Below are 21,147 nucleotides of genomic sequence, written 5' to 3'. Positions count from 1 at the left end.
CCTTGAGCACTGTTTTCCGTCTGCGTCTGCTGTTCGACCTTCTCGCCGCGCTGCTGCTCGTCTTCAGCTTTTCCTATTGGTGGCTTGGCAACACTGCCCACGAACTGGCCGGAACGGCCATGTTCCTGCTGCTCATTGCGCATAACATCTTCAACCGGCGCTTCTACAGCACGGTCGCAAGAACCGGACGGGAAGTACGCAGCCTCTTCAATGCCGCCGTCACCCTTGCGCTGCTCGTCGCCATGGCGGCGCTGCTTGTCACCAGCGTGCTCATTTCCAACGCCTTGTCCGGTGTTATGTCGGCCTATGGCGGCTTCACGGTACGACAGGTCCATACACTGGCTGCCTATTGGGCGCTCGTCATCGTGGCCGTCCATCTTGGCTTGCGCTGGCCGATGCTGATGGGGGTGGCGCGCAACCTGTTCGGCATCTCCCAGCCGAGCGCGATCCGCAGGTGGACGCTACGGTTGATCGCCTTCGCGATTGCGGTTCATGGCATTTGGAGCTCGTTCGAACTCGGCCTCGGCACCAAGCTCGCGATGCAGGTCACGCTCGACTGGTGGAGTTTCGAGGAAGCGGTCGTCGGTTTTTTCGCACACTGCGTCGCGATAGCCGGCCTTTACATCTTCCTCACCTACTACACCATGAAATGGCTACGATACTGGGCGCGCGCGACGTGATTGTGGGTGCCCGATCATCCTTTTCGCCCCCGAAGCATGTGTGATGGCCACAGGCATCCGCCGCGGACTGCCCATCAGTCACCGTCGCCACATCAGATGATCAGCGTTGTTCCGCACTATGATCATGGTGCACGATAGCGCAGCATATCCACCAATAGTGTCAGCGCCGGCGAAGAGTGACGGCGGCTGGGGTAATAGAGGTGGTATCCCGGAAAGTATGGGCACCAATCCTCCAGAACGCGGATCAGGCGTCCTTCGGCAACATAGGGCAGCACCTGGTCTTCCGGCATGTAGGCCACACCGAGACCATCCAGGGCCGAGCTCAGCCGGAGACCTAGATTATTGAACACCAGCTGTCCTTCACCGCGTACTTTGACTTCTCGCCCATCCTTCTCGAGGCCCCAGGCGAACAGTCCGCCATAAGTGGGAAGCCGCATATTGATGCACTTATGCGCCGTCAGTTCCTGTGGCGTTGCGGGTATCCGGTACCGTTCGAAATAGCCTGGCGACCCGACCACCGCCATACGCATCTCCGGCCCGACAGGCACGGCGATCATATCCTTGGCGACCTGCTCACCCATTCGCACACCGGCGTCATATCCTTCCGACACAATGTCGGTGAGACCGTAGTCGACGATGATCTCGACGTTGACGTCGGGATGATCTGGCAGAAACCGCTTCAGTGCGGGCTGCAGGATGGAGATAGCCGGATGCTCCCCTGCTGTGATCCGGACCGTGCCGGCGGGCTTTTCACGGAGTTCGCTCAAGGCCGCGAGCTGGGCCTCGATCTCCTCGAACCTGGGAGCAACCGTCTGCAGCAGACGCTCACCGGCTTCGGTCGGCGCAACGCTGCGCGTTGTGCGGGTCAGCAAGCGCAAGCCGATCCTTTCTTCAAGCGCGCGTATGGTCTGGCTTAGCGCTGACTGCGAAACGCCTAGCTTTGCCGCGGCTCTGGTGAAGCTCCGCTCCTTCGCAACGGTCGCGAAGGCGGCAAGGTCGTTGAAGTTCTCATGCGCCATTCATTAGTCCACCTTATTGCTTCATGCACATTATAGCCTCTAATAAGCATGATCCGCACGCGATAAATTACCTTGGCAACGTAGAAGTGCTGTCCAAGAGGAAATCCGGGGCGCCGAGGTGTTCTATCCATGCATTTCGAGAACAATGCGAGTTAGTTCCTAGAAAAGAACGCCATTATTGTGATGTTATTATCAGAAACACGATAATAATTACTGATATTTCTGTCGGTCTCACCGATCTGCTCAAGGTCCGGTATCAATTTGTTTTCTCCGGCTCGGATCTCGCATGGGTATCGATCGCCTACACTTTGACCTTCAGCGACTTGCCGTTGCTTGAGGCTTACGCGAACGGCCGCCTTGAAGTCTCGGCTTTTGGCCTCGGCTGCATGGATATGCAGGCACATCCAAATGAGGGAGGAACATCGTGACGACATGGCTCATCACCGGCGGTTCACGTTGATTCTGCTCGGCAGCGATGCCGTCCAGATCGTTGCCGCCGAGATCGATACTCAACGCAAGGAAATCGTGAACTGGAAAGAGCTGAGCGCAAGCACGGACTTTCCATTCAAGCCATGACATCGGACCAAGATGATCGTCGAGGCACGCATCCCAAACTGAACGGAGAACCACAATGAAAACAAGAAAACTCGGAACCGGCCTTGAGGTTTCTGCCCTCGGCCTCGGCTGCATGGGAATGACGGGCGTGTACGGTCCGGCGACGGACAGGACCCGAATGATCAAGCTCATCCGCGATGCGCATGAGCGAGGCGTGACCTTCTTCGACACGGCCGAAGCCTACGGGCCGTTTGCCAATGAGGAACTGGTCGGCGAGGCGCTTCAGCCGATCCGCGATCAGGTGGTCATTGCCACCAAGTTCGGCTTCGACATCGAACAAAAGACGGGCGCTCGTTCGGGCGGCACGAACAGCCGTCCCGAACATGTCAAGGCGGTAGCGGAAGCCGCACTCAAGCGCCTGAAGACCGATCGCATTGATCTCTTCTACCAGCATCGCGTCGACCTCAATGTGCCGATCGAAGACGTCGCCGGCGCCGTCAAGGAGTTGATCGCCGAGGGCAAGGTCAAGCATTTCGGATTGTCCGAGGCTGGCGTCCAGACGATCCGCCGCGCTCATGCGGTTCAGCCGATCACCGCGGTCCAGAGTGAATATTCTCTCTTCTGGCGTGGACCGGAGGCCGAGTTGCTGCCCGCGCTGGAAGAGCTTGGCATCGGCTTTGTTCCGTTCAGTCCGCTGGGGGCGGGCTTCCTTACCGGCCAGATCACCCAAGACACCACGTTCGAGGCCGGAGATTTCCGCAATCTGGTGCCCCGCTTCTCCCCGGAAGCGCGTAAGGCCAACCTGGCTCTGGTCGACATTGTCAAGGGAGTTGCCGACCGCAAGAACGCGACACCCGCGCAGGTGGCGCTCGCATGGCTGCTGGCCCAGAAGCCCTGGATCGTGCCGATTCCCGGCACCACCAAACTGCATCGCCTCGAGGAAAATCTTGGCGCGGTTGATCTGGAGCTTACAGCCGACGATCTCGCCGAGATCGATGCCGAGGCCTCCAGGATCGAGGTGCAGGGTGAGCGTCTCCCCGAGGCTGTTCTGAAAATGACCGGTCATTGAGAAGCGAAGAGAACACCGCCGCGGCTTGTCTTTCGCGAGACATGAAGAACGACCCGTTACGTCTTAGGCATGGACGGTCGCCGTTGCGCACGAGCCGAGGGCAGGACAGATGAGGATCCAGAAACTCAAATCGGCCTGTACGGTGCTGTTCCTGCTCCTCGCAAGCTTGCCGGCGGGTGCTCAGAATGAGGGGCATGTGCAGAAGGATGACCTGACAGCCGAACGGCTAGGTGAGGCATCTGCGATCGGCAAGCCCGTAGACACGCGGGGAAGGCTGCTTGACCCGGCCAGCACGATCGGTGACATCCTGGAGCACCCGGCATTCGCCGGATTTGCCCCGCGGATTCTCCCCTGGGACGGCCGTTCCTACGATGCGGGCCTGCCGCTGGGCGATGTCGCGTCGCTCCTGCCTTATCACAGCCATGTGGAACCTGCCGTTGTTGCTGGCGGGCTCAACCGCATGATCGCCGACGTGACCGCCGGCAGGACTGTCTTCTACGACATCTATACCGAGGCGCAGAAGGCGGCCGAGCCGGCCAGGGCACGCACGGGATTGTTCTTCTTCCGCGGGCGGCCAGGCGCTCCCTTTGCGGTGATCGCTCCCGGCGGCGGTTTTGCCTATGTCGGCTCGGTTCACGAAGGCTTTCCTTATGCCGAGCAGATCAGCAGCCAAGGCTACAATGCCTTCGTCCTCAAATATCGCGCCGGACAAGGTGGCCGGATCGCCACCGAGGACCTCGCCGCCGCCATCTCCTTCATTTTTCGAAATGCCGAGATGCTTGGGGTCAGCACCGACGATTACTCCGTGTGGGGTAGCTCGGCTGGCGCGCGCATGGCTGCCTTCATCGGCTCGCACGGCGTCGCTGCTTTCGGCGGCGACGACCTGCCCAAGCCATCGACCGTCGTGATGGCCTATACGGCGCATTCCGACACGTCTTCGGAAGAACCGCCGACCTTCGCGGTCGTCGGCGAGCACGATGGCATCGCGCCGCCGGGGGCGATGGAAAGCCGCGTCGCCATTCTTCGCCGCAGCGGCACGCCGGTCGAGTTCCACCGCTACCGGAATGTCGGCCACGGCTTCGGGACGGGCGCCGGTACCAGCGCCGATGGATGGATCGTCGATGCGGTGCGTTTCTGGGAACGGCACATGAAAAGAGCAGTGAAATAGGTGGCGCCCTGTGAGCGATGGTCGTTTGAAAATTCTCGCCGTCGGGTCCACGGGCAGCATCGGCTTGCATGTTGTCGATGAAGCGCTGCGTCAAAAGCACGAGGTGCGCGCCCTTGTGCGCGAAGCCGGGAAACTGAAGGAGCGGCCTGGCCTGACGACCGTGGTCGCCGATCTCACACGACCGGAAACCCTGGCTGCGGCAGTCGAGGGAGTGAACGCGGTCGTGTTCACCCATGGAACCTATGCTGGCGTGGGTGATGCGCAAGCCGTCGACTACGGGGGCGTGCGCAACATCCTTGCCGCTCTCGGCGATCGCCCGGCGCGGCTCGCCCTGATGACAGCCATCGGCGTCACCGATCGCAAGGGCGCACATGACTGGAAACGACGTGCGGAGCGGCTCGTGCGGATGAGCGGTTGCCCCTACACCATCGTCCGGCCGGGCTGGTTCGACTACAACGCGCCCGATCAATTGCACCTGAGATTCTTGCAGGGTGACCGGCGGCAGTCCGGGACGCCTCGCGACGGCGTCGTCGCCCGACGCCAGATCGCCAGGGTGCTTGTCGATAGCCTGACAACACAGGTGGCGGTTCGCATGACATTTGAACTGGTAGCCGAGCGCGGGCGTGAGCAGGATGACCTCGCGCCCCTGTTCTCCGGGCTCGACGCCGATGTGGCCGGCGCACTCGACGCCATCCATGAGGCCGCGAACATGCCGCTCGACCAAGAGCCGCAATCCGTCATCGACGACGTCGAACAGCGTAGTGCGTTCAGATCAATTTGAATTGAGTTGGGTTACGGCGTCCGAACGCAACGGCAATTGCGACGAGCATCATACCGCCGGCCAGAAGGAAGGTCAGTCGCATCCCGGCGGTGATGGCGGAAACTGTCGCGTCAATGAACTCTTCGGTCCCGACGCCGAAGGCGAAGACGGCGCCCATCAGCGATACGCCCGCGATCAGGCCGATGTTGCGCGACAGGTTGAGCAGCCCCGAGACCGTACCACGCCGGTCCCTGGGCACGTCCGCCAGCGCAGCTGTATTATTGGCGGCTTGGAAGAGCTGATAGCCCGGCGTCAGCACCGCGATGGAAAGCACATAGCCGGTGGCGCCGATGATACTTGGAACGAATGCCAGCAGGAACGTTCCCGCGGCCAGCAGGACAAGTCCGATGGCGAGCACGCGAGCGCTGCCCCAGGCATCGACGAGTCGGCCGGAAGGAACGCCGGTGAAGATGGAAATAACCGGGCCGACCGCCATGACGAACCCGACGTTTCTTGCCTCCAGACCGAGCCCTGAACCGAGATAGAAAGGGCCGACCACGAGCGTCGTCATCATGACGGCGGCGACCAGGAGGTTGACGAGAAGATTAGGCGCGAGGCTCCGGTTCATTACCGACCGCAGGCTTGGCGAGGGCGCCTTCCGCTTGCCGGGGCTGCCCGGCAGCGTCACGACAGCGAGGATGAGTGCCAGGACCGCCAGCGGCACCTGTACCCAGAAGATGCCGCGCCATCCCGTCACCGCAATCAGCAGACCGCCGAGCGAGGGGCCGAGCGCCGTCCCCAGCGCCGATACCGTGCCGAGCAGCCCCATGGCTCGCCCGATGCGCGCCTCGCCCGCCGTCTGGCGCATCAGCGCCATGGCGAGCGTCATGAGGAAGGCGGCGCCGATGCCCTGTAGCGTCCGCGCGCCGATCAGCAGCCACAGGTTCGGTGCAACCGCGCACAGTAGCGATGCGGCGGCGAAGACGGTCAGACCCACGACGAGCATTGGCTTCAGCCCGAGACTGTCGCCGAGCCGCCCCGCGATGATAACGGAGACTGTCAGGGCCGCGAGATAAGCGACGACGACCGCCTGCACTTGCACAAACGGTGCGGAAAACGCTTCGGCCAGCGCCGGCAACGCGATATTGGCGATGCTGGTGCCGAGCGAGGCCAACAGCATCGACAGCGCCAGCGTGATCGTGATCCCCGCTCGTGCCTTCGCCGATGCGCCCGGTTCCGCCTGTTCCATCGCCCTGTCCTCTTGCCTGAATTTCCGTTCGAGAGCAGGCTGCCACCTCAAGTCAACTTGAGGTCAAGCATGAAATTTCTGGATATCGGAGAGGTCGCCGCACAAAGCGGAATCAAGCCCTCGGCGCTGCGCTATTATGAGGAGGCCGGGCTGATATCCTCGGTTGGCCGGCACGGGCTGCGCCGACAGTTTCCGCCCGAAGTGCTGGTGCAGCTCAAGCTGATTGCGATGGGAAAGTCGGCGGGATTCTCGCTTGATGAGATTGCCGGGATGTTCGGCCGCAACGGGATGCCGGACCTGCCGCGCGACGTGCTTCGTGAGAAGGCTGCCGAGATCGACCGCCAGATCAAGGAATTGACCGCGCTGCGCGACACGCTTCGCCACGTCGCCGATTGCCGAGCGCCCTCGCACATGGAGTGTCCGACATTCCGCCGGCTCGCCGACATGGCCGGCAAGCGCGGCGGAAAGCGCAGGGCCGCGGCAAGGCCAGATAAGACTCAGCCTAGATGAAGAGGTTTATCCAGTTGTGGCGTGACACGATCGGTCGGCAACAGATTCGGCTTGCGAATCCCTTCGCTCCTGTCTCGCGGAGATGAAGGTCGATGCCGAAACGCTGAGGCTCCTTGAGATGGCGAAGATATGTCAATCGATCATTGACGCAAAAGCCTCGATCCAAAGCGGGCGAAAATAGCGTGATGTGCTGTCCTTGATCCGAATGCGTCGCGCCTCATTGGTTGCGGTGCCCGTCAACGCATTCCGGAGGAATTTGCAATCATTTCCAAGTATTTCATCCCGAGATGGCATGCAGCAAAAGACGATCGTCCAACGCCATTGGCCAACGTAACTCGGCGTATGCGCAAAAATGTCTTGAATAATCTTCTGAAGATTCGTAATTCATTGAAATATAAGAGATATTATCCCACTAAAACTTTCCATGAATATCTCAAATCTTGCCGGTCTGCCGCCGAACTGGACGTTTCCCACGTTCCTCAGCGCGTTCCCTGTATCTGTCTACGACTCGTTCCCGTTGGCCCGCCGGGCTTCACCGAGCCGAGTGACCTGGCGGCTTTCCCCGAGCGCCCCGCGTGAATATCGGCCGGGCGACCTTCACCGGCACCTTCACCTTCGGACAGCGCAAGCATTGCGAGGCGGCCGTTCTGGAGCGCGGCGCCCAGGCCGGCGGCATCACGCAAAAGACGGACGTGCTGGTCGTCGGCGCCTATGCCACGGAATCGTGGAAGCACTCGTCCTTCGGCAACAAGATCCTGCAGGCGGTCGAGTGGCGGGAAACCGGCTTCCCCCTCTCCATCGTGTCGGAGCCGCACTGGCGTCGCCACCTGTGACGGCGCCCGTCTCCTAGACCAACTGGCGGATCTGCCCCACCAGCGCCTCGATGGCGAGTTCGTAGCCGAGCGGGCCGGCGCCGATGATGCAGCCGGTCACCGCGGCCGAGAGCGGCGAGAAATGGCGCATCTTCTCGCGCCGGAACACGTTGCTCACATGCACCTGGAAGCTCGGCTTGCCGAGCGCGGCGATGGCGTCGAGGATGCCGATCGAGGTGTAGGAGAGGCTGGCGGCGTTGATGATCAGCCCGTCCGCCTCAAGCCGCGCCGCCTGGATCCAGTCGATCAGCACGCCCTCATGGTTGGATTGGCGAAACCGCACGCCGGCGCCCAGCCCCGCCGCCTTGGCCGCGCAGCGCTCGCCGATATCGGCCAGCGTCAGGCTGCCATAGGGGCCGGAGGGGTCGAGCCCGTAGAGATTGGCGTTCGGGCCGTTGAGGATGTCGATGCGCAAGGCGGTCACGGGCGGGCGGCTCCGGCAAGGCAGGGGAAGGCTCAGGCGACGTGTTCGCGCGGGCGGGTCGCCGCCATGGCGGGCGCTCGTCGAAGGCGGCGAACCATGAGGCGGCGTCGGGCCGTCCCTCGCGCCAGCCGAGCGCGGCATAGCGGAAGTCGAGATAGCCGAGCGCGCAGCCTATCGCGATGGTGCCAATGGTCGGCGCCTGCGGCAGGCCGGGCGCGATCTCCTCGATGCGGTCCAGCGCCCCGGTGATCTTGGCGAGCTGCGCCGTCGACCAGCCCTCCCAGCGCAGTTCGGCCGGGCGCACGACCGTCTCGTAGCGGTTGCCGATCGCCGCATCGAGCAGCCCGTCGGCGAGCGCCTGCTGGGTCAGCGCCGCCCAGCGCGCCGGCCCGGCGGCGGGGAACAGCGTGGTGTCGCCGGCGGTGGCGGCGAGATATTCCGAGATGACCGGGCTGTCATAGAGCGCGGTGCCGTCGTCGAGGATCAGCGCCGGGATCTTGCCGAGCGGGTTGGCACCGGTGAGCGCCGGGTCGCGCGTGAGCGGGCTCGCCGGGTTGAACTGCGTCTCAATGGCATCGATGAGCCCGCATTCGCGGGCGACCACCATCACCTTGCGCACGAAGGGCGAGGTGGGAGCGAAAATGAGCTTCACGGGATCTGGTCCTCCGCGCCGATGGCGGCAAGGCCGGCCCGCGCCACTTCCACGTCCTGCGCCCCGGTGCCGGAGCCTACCCCGATGCCGCCGACGCAATGGCCGTCGATGATGATCGGCAGGCCGCCTTCGAGATTGGTCAGCCGCTGGCCGCCGGCAAGCGAGAGCTTGATCTCGTCGGCCGGTTTCAGCCGCGAGGTCGGCTGGCGGTGCGAGGCGGCGGTCACCGCCTTGGAGAGCGAGGTCTCGCGGGAGATGAGCTTGGCGCCGTCCATGCGCACGAAGGCGACGAGGTTGCCGCCCTCGTCGACGATGTTGATGTTCTGCGGCACGCCGATCTCGTTCGCCTTGGCGAGCGCGCCGGCGAGCATGGTCAGGGCGCCTTCATGGGTCAGCTTCAGGGCCGGGCGGGTCACGGACATCGGGGCCTCCTTCGTCCAAACTCTACTGGTCGCCGGGAACGCCGTAGGACGGCGCGGTGGAGGGGTCGAGCGCGCGGGTCACATAGGCATCGAGCTGCGGCCGCCACAGCTCCCACAGCGCCTGGAACTCGGCCATGACGTCGCCCTCCGACCAGTCGATCCGCAGGTCGGCGACCGGCCAGGCCACCTTGTCGACGATGAGCATGCCGACCGAATGCACCGGGCCTTCCTCGCCGCCGGCCGCCACCGCCGCCTGCATCGCCGCCACCAGCCGGTCGCCGAGATCGGCGTCGGGCATGGCGAGGAAGCGGTCCACCATCGCCTGCGGCACGCCGGAAGAGGCGAGGAGGTTGCCCGCCGCCGCCACGTCCTGCGCCTGCGCGATCGTGTGGGTGCCGAGCGTCTTCACGCCGGAATGGCCGGCCGAGCGGCCGGCGCCGTCGAGCACCACCACCTGGCGGTAGTCGAAGAACGGCGCCTCGGCCTTGAAGCGCGCCATCACCTCGTCGGCGGAAAGGCCCTGCGCCATCAGGTCGAGGCCCTTCGGCCCCAGCGTCGGGTCGGTGATGTTCTGCGTCGCCACCACGCCGACGCCGGCGCGGGCATGGGCGCAGCGCGCCGCCACCGCCGGCGAGGAGGAGGAAACGGCGATGCCGAACCGGCCGGTGCGGGCGCAGCGGGCGGAAATGGAGAAGGTCACGTGGCGTCCCCGGTCAGGCGGCGTCGGGGATGACGGCGGTCACTTCGATCTCGACCACCCATTCCGGCCGGGCGAGCGCCGGGACCACGAGGCCGGTGGAGCAGGGGAACACGCCGGCCAGCCACTTGCCCATCTCCTGGTAGACCGCCTCGCGGTAGCGGATATCGGTGAGGTACACCACGATGCGGCAGATATGGCTCATCTCGCTGCCGGCTTCTTCCAGCAGCATCTTGATGTTCGCCATCGCCTTGGCGGCCTGCGCGCCGGCATCGCCGACATGCAGGCTCTCGCGGGTGTCGAGGTCCTGCGCCACCTGCCCGCGCAGGAACACCATGGTCCCGCGCGCCACAACGCCCTGGCTGAGGTCGTTGTTCAGCTTCTGCTCGGGATAGGTTTCCTTGGTGTTGAAGGGGCGGATGCGCGTGTGGACGACCATGGGAAGAGCCTCGTTGGGGGTCAGAAAAGCGGGTCGGAAGGGTTCTCGCCCAGCGTGGCGGCGAGGCGATGCATCAGCCTTTCGGCGGCCGCGAGTTCGGCGAGGCCGATCCATTCGTCGGCCTTGTGGGCGCGGGCGATGTCGCCGGGGCCGCAGACCAGCGTCGGGATGCCGGCCTCGTCGTAAAGCCCGGCCTCGGTGCCGTAGGCGAGGGTGATCGGCGCCGCGTTGGTTCCCGCGAGGCGGGCGAGGCGCGCCGCCGGCGGGAAATCGGCCGGGGTGTCGAGGCCGGGATAGGCGCTGATCGGCTCGGCAACGATGTCGGCCTCCGGCGCCTGCGCCTTCAGCACCGCGCGCACCTCGTCGATGAGCGCCTCGATCTTCGCCTTGATGGCGGCGGCCTCGGTGCCGGGCAGGGTGCGGACCTCATATTCCAGCACCGCGCGGTCGGGCACCAGGTTCAGCGCTCCGCCGCCATGCAGCGAGCCGACATGCACGGTGGTGAAGGGCGGCTCGAAGGCGTCGTCGGTGACGGCGCACAGATCGGCGCCGATCGCCTCCAGCCCGAGGGCGAGGCGGGCGGCCGCCTGCACGGCGTTCGCCGCGCGATGGGTCAGGGCGGAATGGCCGCCGCGCCCGGTGACGATCAGCCGATGGGCGAACTTGCCCTTATGGGCGCGCGCCACCTGCAGCGAGCTCGGCTCGCCGACGAGGCACAAGGCCGGCGGCACCGGCAGCGCGGCGGTGGCGGCGACGAGGTCGGGCGCGCCGGCGCACCCGACTTCCTCGTCATAGGAGAAGCACAGATGCACCGGTCGATGGGTCGCCCCGCGCATGAAGGCCGGCACGGCGGCCAGCACCGTGGCGAGGAAGCCCTTCATGTCGGAGGAGCCGCGCCCATAGAGCCTGCCGTCGCGGATGGTGGCGGCGAAGGGCGGGCTCGACCAGTCCTGCCCCTCCACCGGCACCACGTCGGTATGGGCGGAGAGCGCGAGGCCGGGCCGGTCGGCCGGGCCGATGGTGGCGATGAGCGAGGCCTTGTCGCCGGCCGCATTGGGGATGCGGCGGCTCGCGACGCCATGCCCGGCGAGAGTGGCGGCGATATGATCGATGATCGGCAGGTTGGAGCGCGCGCTCACCGATTCGAAGGCGATGAGATCGGCGAGAAGGCGCAGCAACGCGGCGGAGGGCCGGTCTCCCGAGCCGTCCGCGACCTGATCGACGTCCCCCGCCCGCGCCGTCATCCGTCAGGCCGCGTGCAGCTTGTGATAGGCGCGGTTGGAATAGATCAGCGGCTCGGCGTCGCGGCTGTCCACCGCCAGCACCTCGCCGGCGATGATGTGGTGGGTGCCGAACTCGAACACCCCGGCGATCTTGCAGTCGAAGCGGCACAGCGCCCCGTGCAGCACCGGCGAGCCGGTGACGAGCCTGTCCCACTCGGCGACCTTGAAGCGGTCCTCGCGAAATTCCGGGATCAGCCCGGCAAAGCTGTCGGCGACGCGGTGCTGGTCGTGGGCGAGGATGTTCGCCGCGAACACCCCGTTGCCGAGCAGGGTCTCCAGCACCCGGCTGCCCTTGTTGAGGCAGAACAGCACCGAGGCCGGCTCCATCGACAGCGAGCAGAGCGAGGAGACGGTGACGCCGCCCCGGCCGGATTCGCCGTCGGTAGTCACGACCGTCACGCCGGAGGCGGTGCGCCCCATTGCCGTGCGGAAATCGGCCTGCCGGAGGAGGGCGGCGTCGCGTTCGCTCATTTTCCTGTTCCCATCACCTGGTCCGACAGGCCGGCCGCCTTGCGCACGAAGTCCAGCGGGCCGGAGAAGTCGAAGCTGTTGTACACGGCATTGAGATGGTTGAAGTGCGGCGCCTGTGCAAACTGCACGAAGGTCAGCCGGTGGCCGGCATAGTCGGAATTGAGCAGGTCGCGGGCGAAGGCGAGCAGCTTGCGCCGGTCCTCGGATTCCCACTGCTTGTTCAGCGAGTAGAACTTCTTCAGCCACGGGCCGGAGCCCTCGGACTCGAAGGCGGCCGAGTTGGGGGTCACGCAGATCTGACCGCCGCACAGCTCGCGGGCGATATGCATCATTGCCGGCAGGTTGGCGCAGGCATGCACGCGGCCGGCATAGAGCATCGACTGGTTGGGCATCAGCAGCCCGCCGGGGCTCTTCTCCGCCAGCGTGATCGAGGCGGTGAGATGGGCGTTGATGCCCTCGCGGTAGACCACGAGGTCGGCGAGCTTCTCGCGCACCGACTGCAGCTTCTCCAGCCCGGTCTGCCGGGCGTTCCACATCGCCGCGCCGATCATCATGTCGGCGACATAGAGCAGGCGCTGCACATAGGGGAAGGCCGAATAGCGGTGCAGCGTGGCGCGGATGTACTGCGCCGCCTTGGTGTGGCGGTAGAAGAACACGTTCTCCCAGGGGATCAGCACATTGTCGAAGATCACCAGCGACTCGACCTCGTCGAAGCGGTTGGCGAGCGGGTAGTCCTTCGGGTTGGTGCGGCCGGCGAAGGAGGAGCGGCAGACCTGCCGCACGCCCGGCGCGCCCATGTCGATGATGCCGCCGACGGCATAGTCGGAGAGCGTCTCGTTGGTCCAGGCGCCGACGGTGGGCTTCAGGAAGGCCTGGTCGGCATAGGCGGCGGCGGTCTCGTATTTGGCGCCGCGGATGACGATGCCGGCATCGGTCTCCTTGACCACATGCACCATCATGTCGGGGTCCTGGTCCTGCGGCGGCAGCGAGCGGTCGCCCTTGGGATCGGTATTGGCCGAGATGTGGAAGATGTCGTTGTCGAAGATGTTCTGCACGTGGCGGTCGACATTGTCGGCGAAGCGGGGGTCGAATTCCGCCAGCACGTCGCGCCCGTCGATCAGCGACCAGACCTCGCCGATGGTCTCGTCGCCAACGCGGGTGACGACGCCGCCAATGTCCTGCATCACTGCGTCGACGGCCTCGACCTTGTCGGTCCAGTCCTTGGTCTCGCGCGGCGGCTTGTAGAAGATCGTGTTGCGCTTGTTGTCTTCGACATAGGTCAGGCGGTCCTGATACTTGGCCTCGTGGGCCATGTCGTACATGCGCGCCCGGACATCGACGATCGGCTTGAAGGCCGGGTGCTGGGTGACGTCCTTCACCCGCTCGCCGTCCATCCAGATCTCACGCCCGTCCTGAAGTCCCTCACGATACTGCTCGCCAGTGCGGATCATGATTCCATCCTTTTCCTGTGAGGAAATATTGCGTCGCGCAGATAGATCGGTAAAATATTATCATTCATTTTTTGAGATAGAAAAATCCGATGAACGTCTCACTCCGGGCCCTGCGCTATGTCGTGGCGACCGCCGATTTCGGCAATCTGACCGAAGCGGCGAAGTTCCTGAACGTCTCGCAGCCCTCGATCTCGGCGGCGGTGGCCCAGTTCGAGGCGGAGTGCGGCGTGCAGATCTTCGTGCGCCACCACGCCAAGGGCGTCACCACCACCATTGCCGGCACCCGCATCATCAACGAGGCGCGGCTGCTGCTGAACCATGCCCGCGACTTCGGCCAGAACGCGCGGGCGATGGCGGACGAGGTGCGCGGCGAGATCACCGTCGGCTGCTTCTGGACGCTTGCCACCCATTTCATGCCCAGCCTGCTGTCGAACTTCGCCGAGAGCCATCCGGGCATCTCGGTCAGCCTCGACGAGGGCGACCAGGCGCAGATCCTCGACGCCATCATCGCCGGGCGCACCGAGCTCGCCTTCTCCTATGAATTCGCGCGGCCGGAGGAGATCGTCGCCGAGCCGCTGGCCGAATTGCCGCCCTATGCGGTGCTGCACGCCGACCACCCGCTCGCCCGGCGCGACCATGTCCGGCTCATCGAGCTCAAGGACGAGCCGTTCATCCTGCTCGACCTGCCGCATTCGCGCGACTATTTCCTCAGCCTGTTCCGCACGGTGGGCATCGAGCCGCATATCGCCTTCCGCTCCAGGGCCTATGAGCTGACGCGCGGCCTCGTCGGCCACGGGCGCGGCTACACGATCCAGAACGTGCTGCCGCGCACCCAGACCACCCATGACGGCGGCCGCGTCGCCGCCGTGCCGCTGCTCGACAATCTCCAGCCGGTGCGCCTCGTCGCGCTGCGCCTGCGGCGGCAGGCGCCGCGCCCGGCGGTGGAGGTGTTCGCGCGGCACCTGAAGGAATCGTTCTCCGCCGGCGGCGTCTTCGCCCCCGGCACGCTGTCGCCGCGCGTGACGATGAGGTGAGGGGCGTCGTCGCCCCCCGCGCAGTCCGGCTCCCTCTCCCCGCCGGGGAGAGGGGTGGGGTGAGGGGCCTTCGAGGTGCCGAACGTCGTCCCCCTCACCGACCCGCGGGCAAGGCCACCTCTCCCCGCCGGGGAGAGGGAAACAGGCCGTGGATGACGGGGCCCTGCCGGGAGCCGCCACGGCCGATGCCTCCGCCCTCCATAACCGGACCCTATGGTCTGCATCGGCAAACTGTTGCCAGCCTGCCTGCAGCCGGCGATTGCCGGGCGTGGCGGGCGCCCTCTAGTCTCCCGCCTCTTTGACTGAAGGGGTGCGGCGGCCGGTTCCGCCGACGCCGCAGGGGGCACGATGTCGCTGAAAGTCCTGACGATATCCGACTATACCGTCACGCCATGGAAGAATGGCGGCGGCATCACCAGCGACGTGTTCCTGTTGCCGGAAGGCGCCGCGCACGCGGATTTCGATATCCGCCTGAGCCTCGCCCCCATCGTCGTCGAGGGGGCGTTTTCCTCCTTTCCCGGCATCGACCGCCACATCACCCGCATCAGCGCCGCCCCGCTCAGCCTCGTGTTCGGCCACGAGACCCGCGAGCTGAAGCGGCTCGAACCGCTGTATTTCGACAGTGTGCTGCAGCCGCGCTCGGTGCTGCCGGCCGGCCCGGCGCAGGTGCTCAACGTGATGACGCGGCGCGGGCGCTGGAATGCGCAGGTCATGCCGGCCATCGGCGGCAACGAGCCGCTGCTCGCCGCGCCCGACGGCGGCTATGTGGTGCTTCATGCCGTCACCGGGACGTGGCAGGTCGGCCACCGTCTCGGCTCGGCAATCGTGCGGCCCGGCGAGACGCTGGTCTCGCGCGAGGAGAGCACGCTGCGCGCCTCCTCGCAGCGGGATGGCGAGGCGATCGTCGCCTTCCTGTCGCCAACCTCCCGCGGCGAGACGTGAATTATATTTTCCAATCTTATGGAACAATAAAAAGTATTTTTCTATTCACCTCGCGGACGCAACATTTCCTGTCAGGAAAATCACTGATCGAACTCACCGACCCGGAGTTGCCGTCGATGACACGCCGAGTCGTCCACTTCCGCCGCCTGCGGTGGGTCCCGTGACCGGCCGCGACGCGCTCGTCTTCTACAGCCCGGTGGACAGCGCCGCGGAGTGGCGCGACGCGCTGGCGAGCGAGCTGCCGGATCTCGACTTCCGCGTCGACCCCGATGTCGGCGACCCGGCCGAGGTGCATTACGTGCTCGCCTGGACGCCGCCGGACGGCTTCTTCGCCCGCTTCCCCAATCTCAGGCTGGTCACCAATCTCGGTGCCGGCGTCGACCGCCTGGTCAATCGCGACGACCTCGTGCCGGTGCATTTCTCGCGCCTCAACGATCCCGGCATGGTGGCGATGATGACCAGCTATGTCGTCTTCGCCGTCACCCGCTACGCCCGCGACATGCACGTCTTCGAGCGCGCCAAGCGCCGCGGCGAGTGGGATTACGTGCATCCCCGCCCGCTCGGCGCCATCAAGGTCGGCGTGCTCGGCCTCGGCGAGCTCGGCGGCCCGGCCGCCGCCATGCTGGCGACGATGGGCTACGCCGTTTCCGGCTGGTCGCGCTCGGAAAAGACCCTTCCCGGCGTGCGCTCGCTCACCGGCCGCGCCGGCCTGGAGCAGATCCTCGCCGGGAGCGAGATCGTCGTCAGCCTGATCCCGCTGACCAAGGAATCGCGCGGCCTGCTCGGCGCCGCCGAGCTGGCGCTGATGCCGAAGGGCGCCAAGTTCATCAACGCCTCGCGCGGCCCGGTGGTGGACGAGGCGGCGCTGGTCGCGGCGCTCACCTCCGGCGCCATCGGCGAGGCGACGCTCGACGTGTTCGATGTCGAGCCGCTGCCGGCCGGCCATCCGTTCTGGACGCTCGACAACGTGTTCATCACGCCGCACATGGCGAGCATCACCGTGCCGGCGCTCGCCGCCCGCGACGTCGCCGAGAGCATCCGCCGGGTGCGCGCCGGCATGCCGCCGCTGCACGAAATCGATCCCGCCCGCGGCTATTGAACCCGGCGGCACGATCAATAGACCGGGCGGCGCAAGGCCGTCCCAATGAGGAGGTGGAACCCGTGAAGAAGCTTGCACTCGCGCTTGGCGCCACGGTTTTGGGGACATTCGCCCTGATGGCCGGCGCCGCGTCGGCCCAGGAAAAGCTGGTCGTCAGCACCTGGGGCGGCAACTGGAAGGAAGGCGTCGCCATCGTCGGCAAGGAATTCACCAAGCGCACCGGCGTCGAGGTGGAATACATCACCGGCGGCACGCTGGACCGCCTGGCCAAGGCCAAGGTCGCCCGCGACAACCCGGAATCCGACCTCATCAACACCACCGCCCATGTTGGCTATCTCTATCATTCCGACGGGCTGATGGAGAAGCTGGACTGGTCGAAGATCCCGAACGCCGCCAGGCTCTATCCGATGGCGAAGCGCTCGGACTACACGGTCGCGGACTATGTCTACGTCTACACGCCGGCCTTCCGCACCGACCTGATGCCGAAAGACTTCAAGATCGACAGCTGGGAAACCCTGTGGGGCGCCGAGGTTGCCGGCAAGCTCGGCCTGCCGGACTTCGACCCGAGCCACGTCATCATCGCCGCCACCAAGCTCGCCGGCGTGAAGCCGGAGGAGTGGGACAAGGTGAAGCCGAAGCTGCTCGAGCTCAAGAAGAGCATCAAGGCCTTCTACCAGTCGGACGCCACCAGCCAGAACCTGATCCGCACCGGCGAGACCCCGGTGCAGGTGCTGCTCAACATCAACGGCTACCACATCCAGAAGCTCGGCATCCCGGTCGAGATCGACGTGCCGAAGGAAGGCGCGGTCGCCGGCACCGACGTGTGGGGCATCAACGCCAACTCCAAGAAGAAGGCGCTCGCCGAGCAGTTCCTCAACATCGCGCTCGAGCCGGAAATGCTGGCGAAGCTCTGCAATTTCCACAAGTGCTCGCCGATGAGCGGCGAAGCCAAGCTCGATCCCGAGGTTGCCAAGCTGCCCGGCATCTTCACCAGCCAGGAAGCCATCGAGAAGGGCGCCATCGTGCTCGACGACAAGACCTACGCCACCCTGCTGCCGCAGTGGAAGGCGTGGTTCACCGAGAACATGATGCACTGATGCGGGGGGACTGGCGCCGGCCGGCGTCAGGGAGCCCTGAGCAGCCGTTGCGCGGGAGCAACGTCATGGCCGGGCCAAGCCCGGGCATGACGAGCCTCTGATGGGGAGAGGATGCCTCCCGCCTCTCGCCATCCCGGCCGAAGGCGAAAACCAGAGGGCCGGGGTCGCTCCCAGATTCCTGCGCGATCCCGGATCGGCCTTTGGCAGTCCGGGGTGACGGCTAACCTGTCGGAACCTGCCTCCCTTTCTTCCCTCTCCCCGTTGGGGAGAGGTGGCCCGCGAAGCGGGTCGGTGAGGGGAGGCGACGTCGGGAAGCCAAGAAGACCCCTCACCCCAACCCTCTCCCCAATGGGGAGAGGGAGCGTGCCGCACTTCACCGCCACCGCCCACCGCCCGCCAGCCCGTTCCAAACCCGACCCGAAGGTCCGATGATCCAGAAGCGCCCTTTCTTCATCACCTTCCTGGCGCCCGCGGTTCTCACCGCGGTGATCCTTGCCGCCGCCATTTTCGAGGTGCTGCAATATAGCGTGCGCGAATTCGTCCCCGGCTCGCTCAATGTCGGCGGGCTGACGCTGGACAATTTCACCCGCATCAACCGGCCGATCTATTGGTGGGTGCTGGCCGACACCTTCCTGATCAGCCTGCTGACCGCCGTCTTCTCGCTGCTCTGCTCCTATCCGGTCGCCTATGCGCTGGTGCGGGCGAAGAAGGACTGGGTGCGCTCGGCGCTGGTCTCGCTCTCCATCACCCCGATGTTCACCGGCGAGATCGTGCGCACCTTCTCCTGGATGCTCACGCTCGGCTCCGACGGCTTCATCAACTCGATGCTGCGCAAGCTCGGCCTCATCGATGCGCCGCTCCAGCTCATGTATACTCGCCTCGGCGTGGTGATCGCGCTGGTGCAGTTCTCCATGCCGGTGATGATCATCCTGCTCGCCACCGCCATCGCCCATGTCGACCGCGACTGCGAGCGCGCCGCCGCCAATCTCGGTGCCGGCCCGCTCGACGTGTTCTGGCGCATCACCCTGCCGCTCACCCTGCCGGGCATCCTCTCGGGCGTCGTCGTCGTCTTCGCCTGGACCATGAGCGCCTTCTCGACCCCGCAGCTCATCGGCGGCGGCAAGATCCTGATGATCGCCAATCTCGCCTATCTCCAGGGCTTCTCGGTGCTGAACCTGCCCTTCGCCGCCACGCTGAGCCTGATCGCGCTGGTCTGCGCCCTGGGCAGCCTCGCGCTGATGAAGAGCGTCACCGGCCGCATCGAGCGCCGGCTCGCGGTCGATTGAGGGAAGGAACCATGCGCAGCTTCGCCTTCTGGAGCCTCGTCTGCACGCTGCTCGCCTATATGACGCTGCCGACGCTGGTGGTGCTGATGACCTCGGTGAACCCCACCGAGATCCTTGCCTTCCCGCCGGAGGGCATCTCCTTCGACTGGTACGTGAAGGCGCTCACCTATCCCGACTTCCAGCTCGCCTTCCGGAACGGCCTTATCGTCACCGGCTGCGCCTCGACGCTGGCGCTGATCGTCGGCTCGGCCTTCGCCTGGCTGATCCATCATTATGATTTCTCCGGCCGCCGCCTGCTGGAGGGCGTGCTGTGGTCGCCGCTGATCATCCCCCATTTCACCCTTGGCTTCGGCTTCCTGCTGCTCGGCGGCGCGTTCGGTCTGCAGCAGGGCTACGTGATGATCGTGCTGGCCCACATGGTGCTGGTCATGCCGTTCGTGACGCGGGCGGTCCATGTGAGCCTCGCCAATGTCGATCCGGCGCTCGCCCGCGCCGCCGCCAATCTCGGCGCCTCGCCGTTCCAGGTGCTGACGCGGATCACGCTGCCGCTGGTGGTGCCCGGCATGGCGGGCGGCTGGCTCATCGCCGCGGTGCTGTCGCTCACCGAGTTCACCGCCTCGCTCTATGTCACCGGCTCGCGCACCCAGACGCTGCCGGTCGCCATGTATAATTACATCCGCGAATATGCCGACCCCACCGTGTCGGCGGTCTCGGCGCTGCTGATCGTGGCCACCACCCTCATCATGTTCGTGGCCGACCGCATCCTCGGCCTGCGCCGGGTGCTGGCCATCGACACCCACTGACCGAAAGACCCGAACCTTGCCGGAGACGACCGCCTCATGAGCGAAGCCCGTATCGCGCCCCCGCCCGTCGAGACCGGCAGCGCCGTCGACATCGTGCGCGTGCGCAAGGAATTCGGCGCCTCCGTCGGCGTCGCCGACGTGTCGCTCACGATTCGCCGGGGTGAGTTCGTCACCCTGCTCGGCCCCTCGGGCTGCGGCAAGTCGACCCTGCTCGGCATGATCGCCGGCTTCGTGACGCCGACCGCCGGCAAGATCGTCGTCGACGGCGCCGACATCACCGCGATGGAGCCCTACAGGCGCGACATCGGCATGGTGTTCCAGTCCTATGCGCTGTTCCCGCACATGAACGTGCATGAGAACATCGCCTTCGGCCTGAAGATGCGCAAGCTGCCGGCGGCGCAGGTCGAGGCGGAGGTGCGCCGCGCCATCGCGATGATGAAGCTGGAGGGCTTCGAGGCCCGCCGCGTGCGCCAGCTCTCCGGCGGCCAGCAGCAGCGGGTGGCGCTCGCCCGCGCCATCGTCATCCGCCCGAAGGTGCTGCTGCTCGACGAGCCGCTCTCCGCGCTGGACAAGAACCTGCGCGCGCAGATGCAGGTCGAGCTCTCCGAGCTGCACCGCAAGACCGGCCTCACCACCATCTTCGTCACCCATGACCAGGGCGAGGCGCTGTCGCTTTCCGACCGCATCGTGGTGATGAACAAGGGCGAGGTGCAGCAGGTCGCCGCGCCGATCGAGCTTTACCGCACGCCGGCCAACGGCTTCGTCGCCTCCTTCATCGGCGAGATCAACGCCCTGCCGCCCGGCCGCTGCGAGATGAGGGACGGCGCCGCCACGCTGGCCTTGCCCGGAATCGCGCCGCTGGCCTTTCCCGCGCCGCCCGCCGGCTTCGTGCCGGGCCGGCAGGTCCGCGCCTTCCTGCGGCCGGAACATGTGCGCCCGGCGGTGGCCGGCGAGGCCGGGCCGAACATCGTGAACGGGCGGGTCGAAGCGCATATCTATCAGGGGTCGCACACCATCACCCGCGTGCAGGTCGAGGGCATCGGCCTCGTGGAGACGCGCGTGACCGGTGCCGGGATCGTCGCCGCCGCGCCGGTCGGGGCGCCGCTGGCGCTGGTGCTCGATCTCGCCGAGGCGGTGCTGCTCGACGCCGGCTGAGGGCTGCCCG

Annotated in this window: 23 protein-coding genes and 1 pseudogene; 14 read left to right on the top strand and 10 right to left on the bottom strand. The window is 65.8% G+C overall.

All coding sequences use genetic code 11. The features are described from left to right. Positions 1-2 precede the first annotated feature (2 nt). Positions 3-680 carry a DUF4405 domain-containing protein gene (locus AC1RU4_RS04615; protein WP_492889855.1) on the top strand — a complete coding sequence of 226 codons (678 nt, stop codon included), beginning with the start codon at positions 3-5 and terminating at the stop codon, positions 678-680. Between the two features lie 122 nt (positions 681-802). On the opposite strand, the gene AC1RU4_RS04610 is transcribed toward AC1RU4_RS04615, so the two are convergent. Then, positions 803-1,699, bottom strand: a complete 897-nt coding sequence (locus AC1RU4_RS04610) for a LysR family transcriptional regulator (RefSeq protein WP_492889854.1) — start codon at positions 1,697-1,699, stop codon at positions 803-805. Positions 1,700-2,107: 408 nt separating this feature from the next. Between AC1RU4_RS04610 and AC1RU4_RS04605 the strand changes: the two genes are divergently transcribed. From AC1RU4_RS04605 to AC1RU4_RS04590, 4 genes are all read left to right on the top strand, one after another. After that, positions 2,108-2,275, top strand: a complete 168-nt coding sequence (locus AC1RU4_RS04605) for a hypothetical protein (protein WP_492889853.1) — start codon at positions 2,108-2,110, stop codon at positions 2,273-2,275. 55 nt (positions 2,276-2,330) lie between these two features. Then, a complete protein-coding gene (locus tag AC1RU4_RS04600; RefSeq protein ID WP_492889852.1) occupies positions 2,331-3,323 on the top strand; it encodes an aldo/keto reductase in 993 nt (330 codons plus the stop codon). A 109-nt stretch (positions 3,324-3,432) separates the two neighbouring features. After that, entirely contained in the window at positions 3,433-4,491 is a 1,059-nt protein-coding gene (locus AC1RU4_RS04595) for an alpha/beta hydrolase (RefSeq protein WP_492889851.1), read from the top strand. A gap of 10 nt (positions 4,492-4,501) precedes the next feature. Beyond that, a complete protein-coding gene (locus AC1RU4_RS04590; RefSeq protein ID WP_492889850.1) occupies positions 4,502-5,272 on the top strand; it encodes an SDR family oxidoreductase in 771 nt (256 codons plus the stop codon). Here AC1RU4_RS04590 and AC1RU4_RS04585 read toward each other — a convergent pair. Then, a complete protein-coding gene (locus tag AC1RU4_RS04585; RefSeq protein ID WP_492889849.1) occupies positions 5,259-6,500 on the bottom strand; it encodes an MFS transporter in 1,242 nt (413 codons plus the stop codon). The two genes, AC1RU4_RS04590 and AC1RU4_RS04585, sit on opposite strands and share 14 nt — an antisense overlap. Before the next feature lie 69 nt (positions 6,501-6,569). Between AC1RU4_RS04585 and AC1RU4_RS04580 the strand changes: the two genes are divergently transcribed. After that, positions 6,570-7,010 carry a helix-turn-helix domain-containing protein gene (locus tag AC1RU4_RS04580; protein ID WP_492889848.1) on the top strand — a complete coding sequence of 147 codons (441 nt, stop codon included), beginning with the start codon at positions 6,570-6,572 and terminating at the stop codon, positions 7,008-7,010. A gap of 575 nt (positions 7,011-7,585) precedes the next feature. Further along, positions 7,586-7,843 carry a BRCT domain-containing protein gene (locus tag AC1RU4_RS04575; protein ID WP_492889847.1) on the top strand — a complete coding sequence of 86 codons (258 nt, stop codon included), beginning with the start codon at positions 7,586-7,588 and terminating at the stop codon, positions 7,841-7,843. Positions 7,844-7,856: 13 nt separating this feature from the next. On the opposite strand, the gene AC1RU4_RS04570 is transcribed toward AC1RU4_RS04575, so the two are convergent. The 8 genes and pseudogenes from AC1RU4_RS04570 to AC1RU4_RS04535 form a co-directional block, all read right to left on the bottom strand. Further along, positions 7,857-8,447, bottom strand: coding sequence for a type II 3-dehydroquinate dehydratase (locus AC1RU4_RS04570; protein ID WP_492889846.1), 591 nt, complete (start codon positions 8,445-8,447; stop codon positions 7,857-7,859). A gap of 4 nt (positions 8,448-8,451) precedes the next feature. Next, positions 8,452-8,913, bottom strand: a pseudogene (locus tag AC1RU4_RS04565) (glutathione S-transferase family protein); the annotation flags it as partial. A gap of 41 nt (positions 8,914-8,954) precedes the next feature. Next, positions 8,955-9,380: a GlcG/HbpS family heme-binding protein gene (locus tag AC1RU4_RS04560; protein ID WP_492889845.1), complete on the bottom strand. Its 426-nt coding sequence runs from the start codon at positions 9,378-9,380 to the stop codon at positions 8,955-8,957. A 22-nt stretch (positions 9,381-9,402) separates the two neighbouring features. Continuing rightward, entirely contained in the window at positions 9,403-10,080 is a 678-nt protein-coding gene (locus tag AC1RU4_RS04555; RefSeq protein WP_492889844.1) for a DUF1028 domain-containing protein, read from the bottom strand. A gap of 13 nt (positions 10,081-10,093) precedes the next feature. Then, on the bottom strand, positions 10,094-10,516 hold the full coding sequence (locus AC1RU4_RS04550; protein WP_492889843.1) for a RidA family protein: 423 nt from the start codon (positions 10,514-10,516) through the stop codon (positions 10,094-10,096). Positions 10,517-10,536: 20 nt separating this feature from the next. Further along, the gene (gene argE / locus AC1RU4_RS04545) at positions 10,537-11,760 is read right to left on the bottom strand and encodes an acetylornithine deacetylase (protein WP_492889842.1); all 1,224 of its coding nucleotides are present in this window, start codon (positions 11,758-11,760) and stop codon (positions 10,537-10,539) included. 3 nt (positions 11,761-11,763) lie between these two features. Further along, a complete protein-coding gene (locus AC1RU4_RS04540) occupies positions 11,764-12,270 on the bottom strand; it encodes a flavin reductase family protein (protein WP_492889841.1) in 507 nt (168 codons plus the stop codon). Next, complete coding sequence (locus AC1RU4_RS04535) at positions 12,267-13,721, bottom strand: 4-hydroxyphenylacetate 3-hydroxylase family protein (RefSeq protein ID WP_492889840.1); 1,455 nt, start codon at positions 13,719-13,721, stop codon at positions 12,267-12,269. The genes AC1RU4_RS04540 and AC1RU4_RS04535 overlap by 4 nt, the downstream gene beginning before the upstream one ends. Positions 13,722-13,810: 89 nt before the next feature. Between AC1RU4_RS04535 and AC1RU4_RS04530 the strand changes: the two genes are divergently transcribed. The 7 genes from AC1RU4_RS04530 to AC1RU4_RS04500 all read left to right on the top strand — a co-directional run bounded on the left by AC1RU4_RS04530 (position 13,811) and on the right by AC1RU4_RS04500 (position 21,137). Then, positions 13,811-14,755 carry a LysR substrate-binding domain-containing protein gene (locus AC1RU4_RS04530; protein ID WP_492889839.1) on the top strand — a complete coding sequence of 315 codons (945 nt, stop codon included), beginning with the start codon at positions 13,811-13,813 and terminating at the stop codon, positions 14,753-14,755. 348 nt (positions 14,756-15,103) lie between these two features. Continuing rightward, positions 15,104-15,697: a HutD/Ves family protein gene (locus AC1RU4_RS04525; RefSeq protein ID WP_492889838.1), complete on the top strand. Its 594-nt coding sequence runs from the start codon at positions 15,104-15,106 to the stop codon at positions 15,695-15,697. Between the two features lie 160 nt (positions 15,698-15,857). Further along, positions 15,858-16,796 (top strand): 2-hydroxyacid dehydrogenase, encoded by a 939-nt coding sequence (locus tag AC1RU4_RS04520; protein WP_492889837.1) that lies wholly within the window; start codon positions 15,858-15,860, stop codon positions 16,794-16,796. A gap of 62 nt (positions 16,797-16,858) precedes the next feature. Then, on the top strand, positions 16,859-17,893 hold the full coding sequence (locus tag AC1RU4_RS04515; RefSeq protein ID WP_492889836.1) for an ABC transporter substrate-binding protein: 1,035 nt from the start codon (positions 16,859-16,861) through the stop codon (positions 17,891-17,893). Positions 17,894-18,321: 428 nt separating this feature from the next. After that, positions 18,322-19,179: an ABC transporter permease gene (locus AC1RU4_RS04510; RefSeq protein WP_492889835.1), complete on the top strand. Its 858-nt coding sequence runs from the start codon at positions 18,322-18,324 to the stop codon at positions 19,177-19,179. Positions 19,180-19,190: 11 nt separating this feature from the next. Continuing rightward, the gene (locus tag AC1RU4_RS04505; RefSeq protein ID WP_492889834.1) at positions 19,191-19,982 is read left to right on the top strand and encodes an ABC transporter permease; all 792 of its coding nucleotides are present in this window, start codon (positions 19,191-19,193) and stop codon (positions 19,980-19,982) included. Positions 19,983-20,018: 36 nt separating this feature from the next. Further along, positions 20,019-21,137: an ABC transporter ATP-binding protein gene (locus AC1RU4_RS04500; RefSeq protein WP_492889833.1), complete on the top strand. Its 1,119-nt coding sequence runs from the start codon at positions 20,019-20,021 to the stop codon at positions 21,135-21,137. Positions 21,138-21,147: the final 10 nt, after the last annotated feature.

The sequence above is a fragment of the Ancylobacter sp. GW821-FHT10E12 genome (assembly GCF_058809335.1).
Note: the sequence above shows the minus strand (reverse complement) of the source record. Positions and strands in the feature narration are given on the sequence as shown.

Bases quoted from the DNA above. Each gene is read 5' to 3' on its own strand.
- AC1RU4_RS04610 (WP_492889854.1), bottom strand. From the start codon at position 1,699: ATGGCGCATGAGAACTTCAACGACCTTGCCGCCTTCGCGACCGTTGCG.
- AC1RU4_RS04605 (WP_492889853.1), top strand. From the start codon at position 2,108: ATGAGGGAGGAACATCGTGACGACATGGCTCATCACCGGCGGTTCACG.
- AC1RU4_RS04600 (WP_492889852.1), top strand. From the start codon at position 2,331: ATGAAAACAAGAAAACTCGGAACCGGCCTTGAGGTTTCTGCCCTCGGC.
- AC1RU4_RS04595 (WP_492889851.1), top strand. From the start codon at position 3,433: ATGAGGATCCAGAAACTCAAATCGGCCTGTACGGTGCTGTTCCTGCTC.
- AC1RU4_RS04585 (WP_492889849.1), bottom strand. From the start codon at position 6,500: ATGGAACAGGCGGAACCGGGCGCATCGGCGAAGGCACGAGCGGGGATC.
- AC1RU4_RS04580 (WP_492889848.1), top strand. From the start codon at position 6,570: ATGAAATTTCTGGATATCGGAGAGGTCGCCGCACAAAGCGGAATCAAG.
- AC1RU4_RS04570 (WP_492889846.1), bottom strand. From the start codon at position 8,447: ATGCCGCGCTCGGCTGGCGCGAGGGACGGCCCGACGCCGCCTCATGGT.
- AC1RU4_RS04560 (WP_492889845.1), bottom strand. From the start codon at position 9,380: ATGTCCGTGACCCGCCCGGCCCTGAAGCTGACCCATGAAGGCGCCCTG.
- AC1RU4_RS04550 (WP_492889843.1), bottom strand. From the start codon at position 10,516: ATGGTCGTCCACACGCGCATCCGCCCCTTCAACACCAAGGAAACCTAT.
- argE (WP_492889842.1), bottom strand. From the start codon at position 11,760: ATGACGGCGCGGGCGGGGGACGTCGATCAGGTCGCGGACGGCTCGGGA.
- AC1RU4_RS04540 (WP_492889841.1), bottom strand. From the start codon at position 12,270: ATGAGCGAACGCGACGCCGCCCTCCTCCGGCAGGCCGATTTCCGCACG.
- AC1RU4_RS04535 (WP_492889840.1), bottom strand. From the start codon at position 13,721: ATGATCCGCACTGGCGAGCAGTATCGTGAGGGACTTCAGGACGGGCGT.
- AC1RU4_RS04530 (WP_492889839.1), top strand. From the start codon at position 13,811: ATGAACGTCTCACTCCGGGCCCTGCGCTATGTCGTGGCGACCGCCGAT.
- AC1RU4_RS04525 (WP_492889838.1), top strand. From the start codon at position 15,104: ATGTCGCTGAAAGTCCTGACGATATCCGACTATACCGTCACGCCATGG.
- AC1RU4_RS04510 (WP_492889835.1), top strand. From the start codon at position 18,322: ATGATCCAGAAGCGCCCTTTCTTCATCACCTTCCTGGCGCCCGCGGTT.
- AC1RU4_RS04505 (WP_492889834.1), top strand. From the start codon at position 19,191: ATGCGCAGCTTCGCCTTCTGGAGCCTCGTCTGCACGCTGCTCGCCTAT.
- AC1RU4_RS04500 (WP_492889833.1), top strand. From the start codon at position 20,019: ATGAGCGAAGCCCGTATCGCGCCCCCGCCCGTCGAGACCGGCAGCGCC.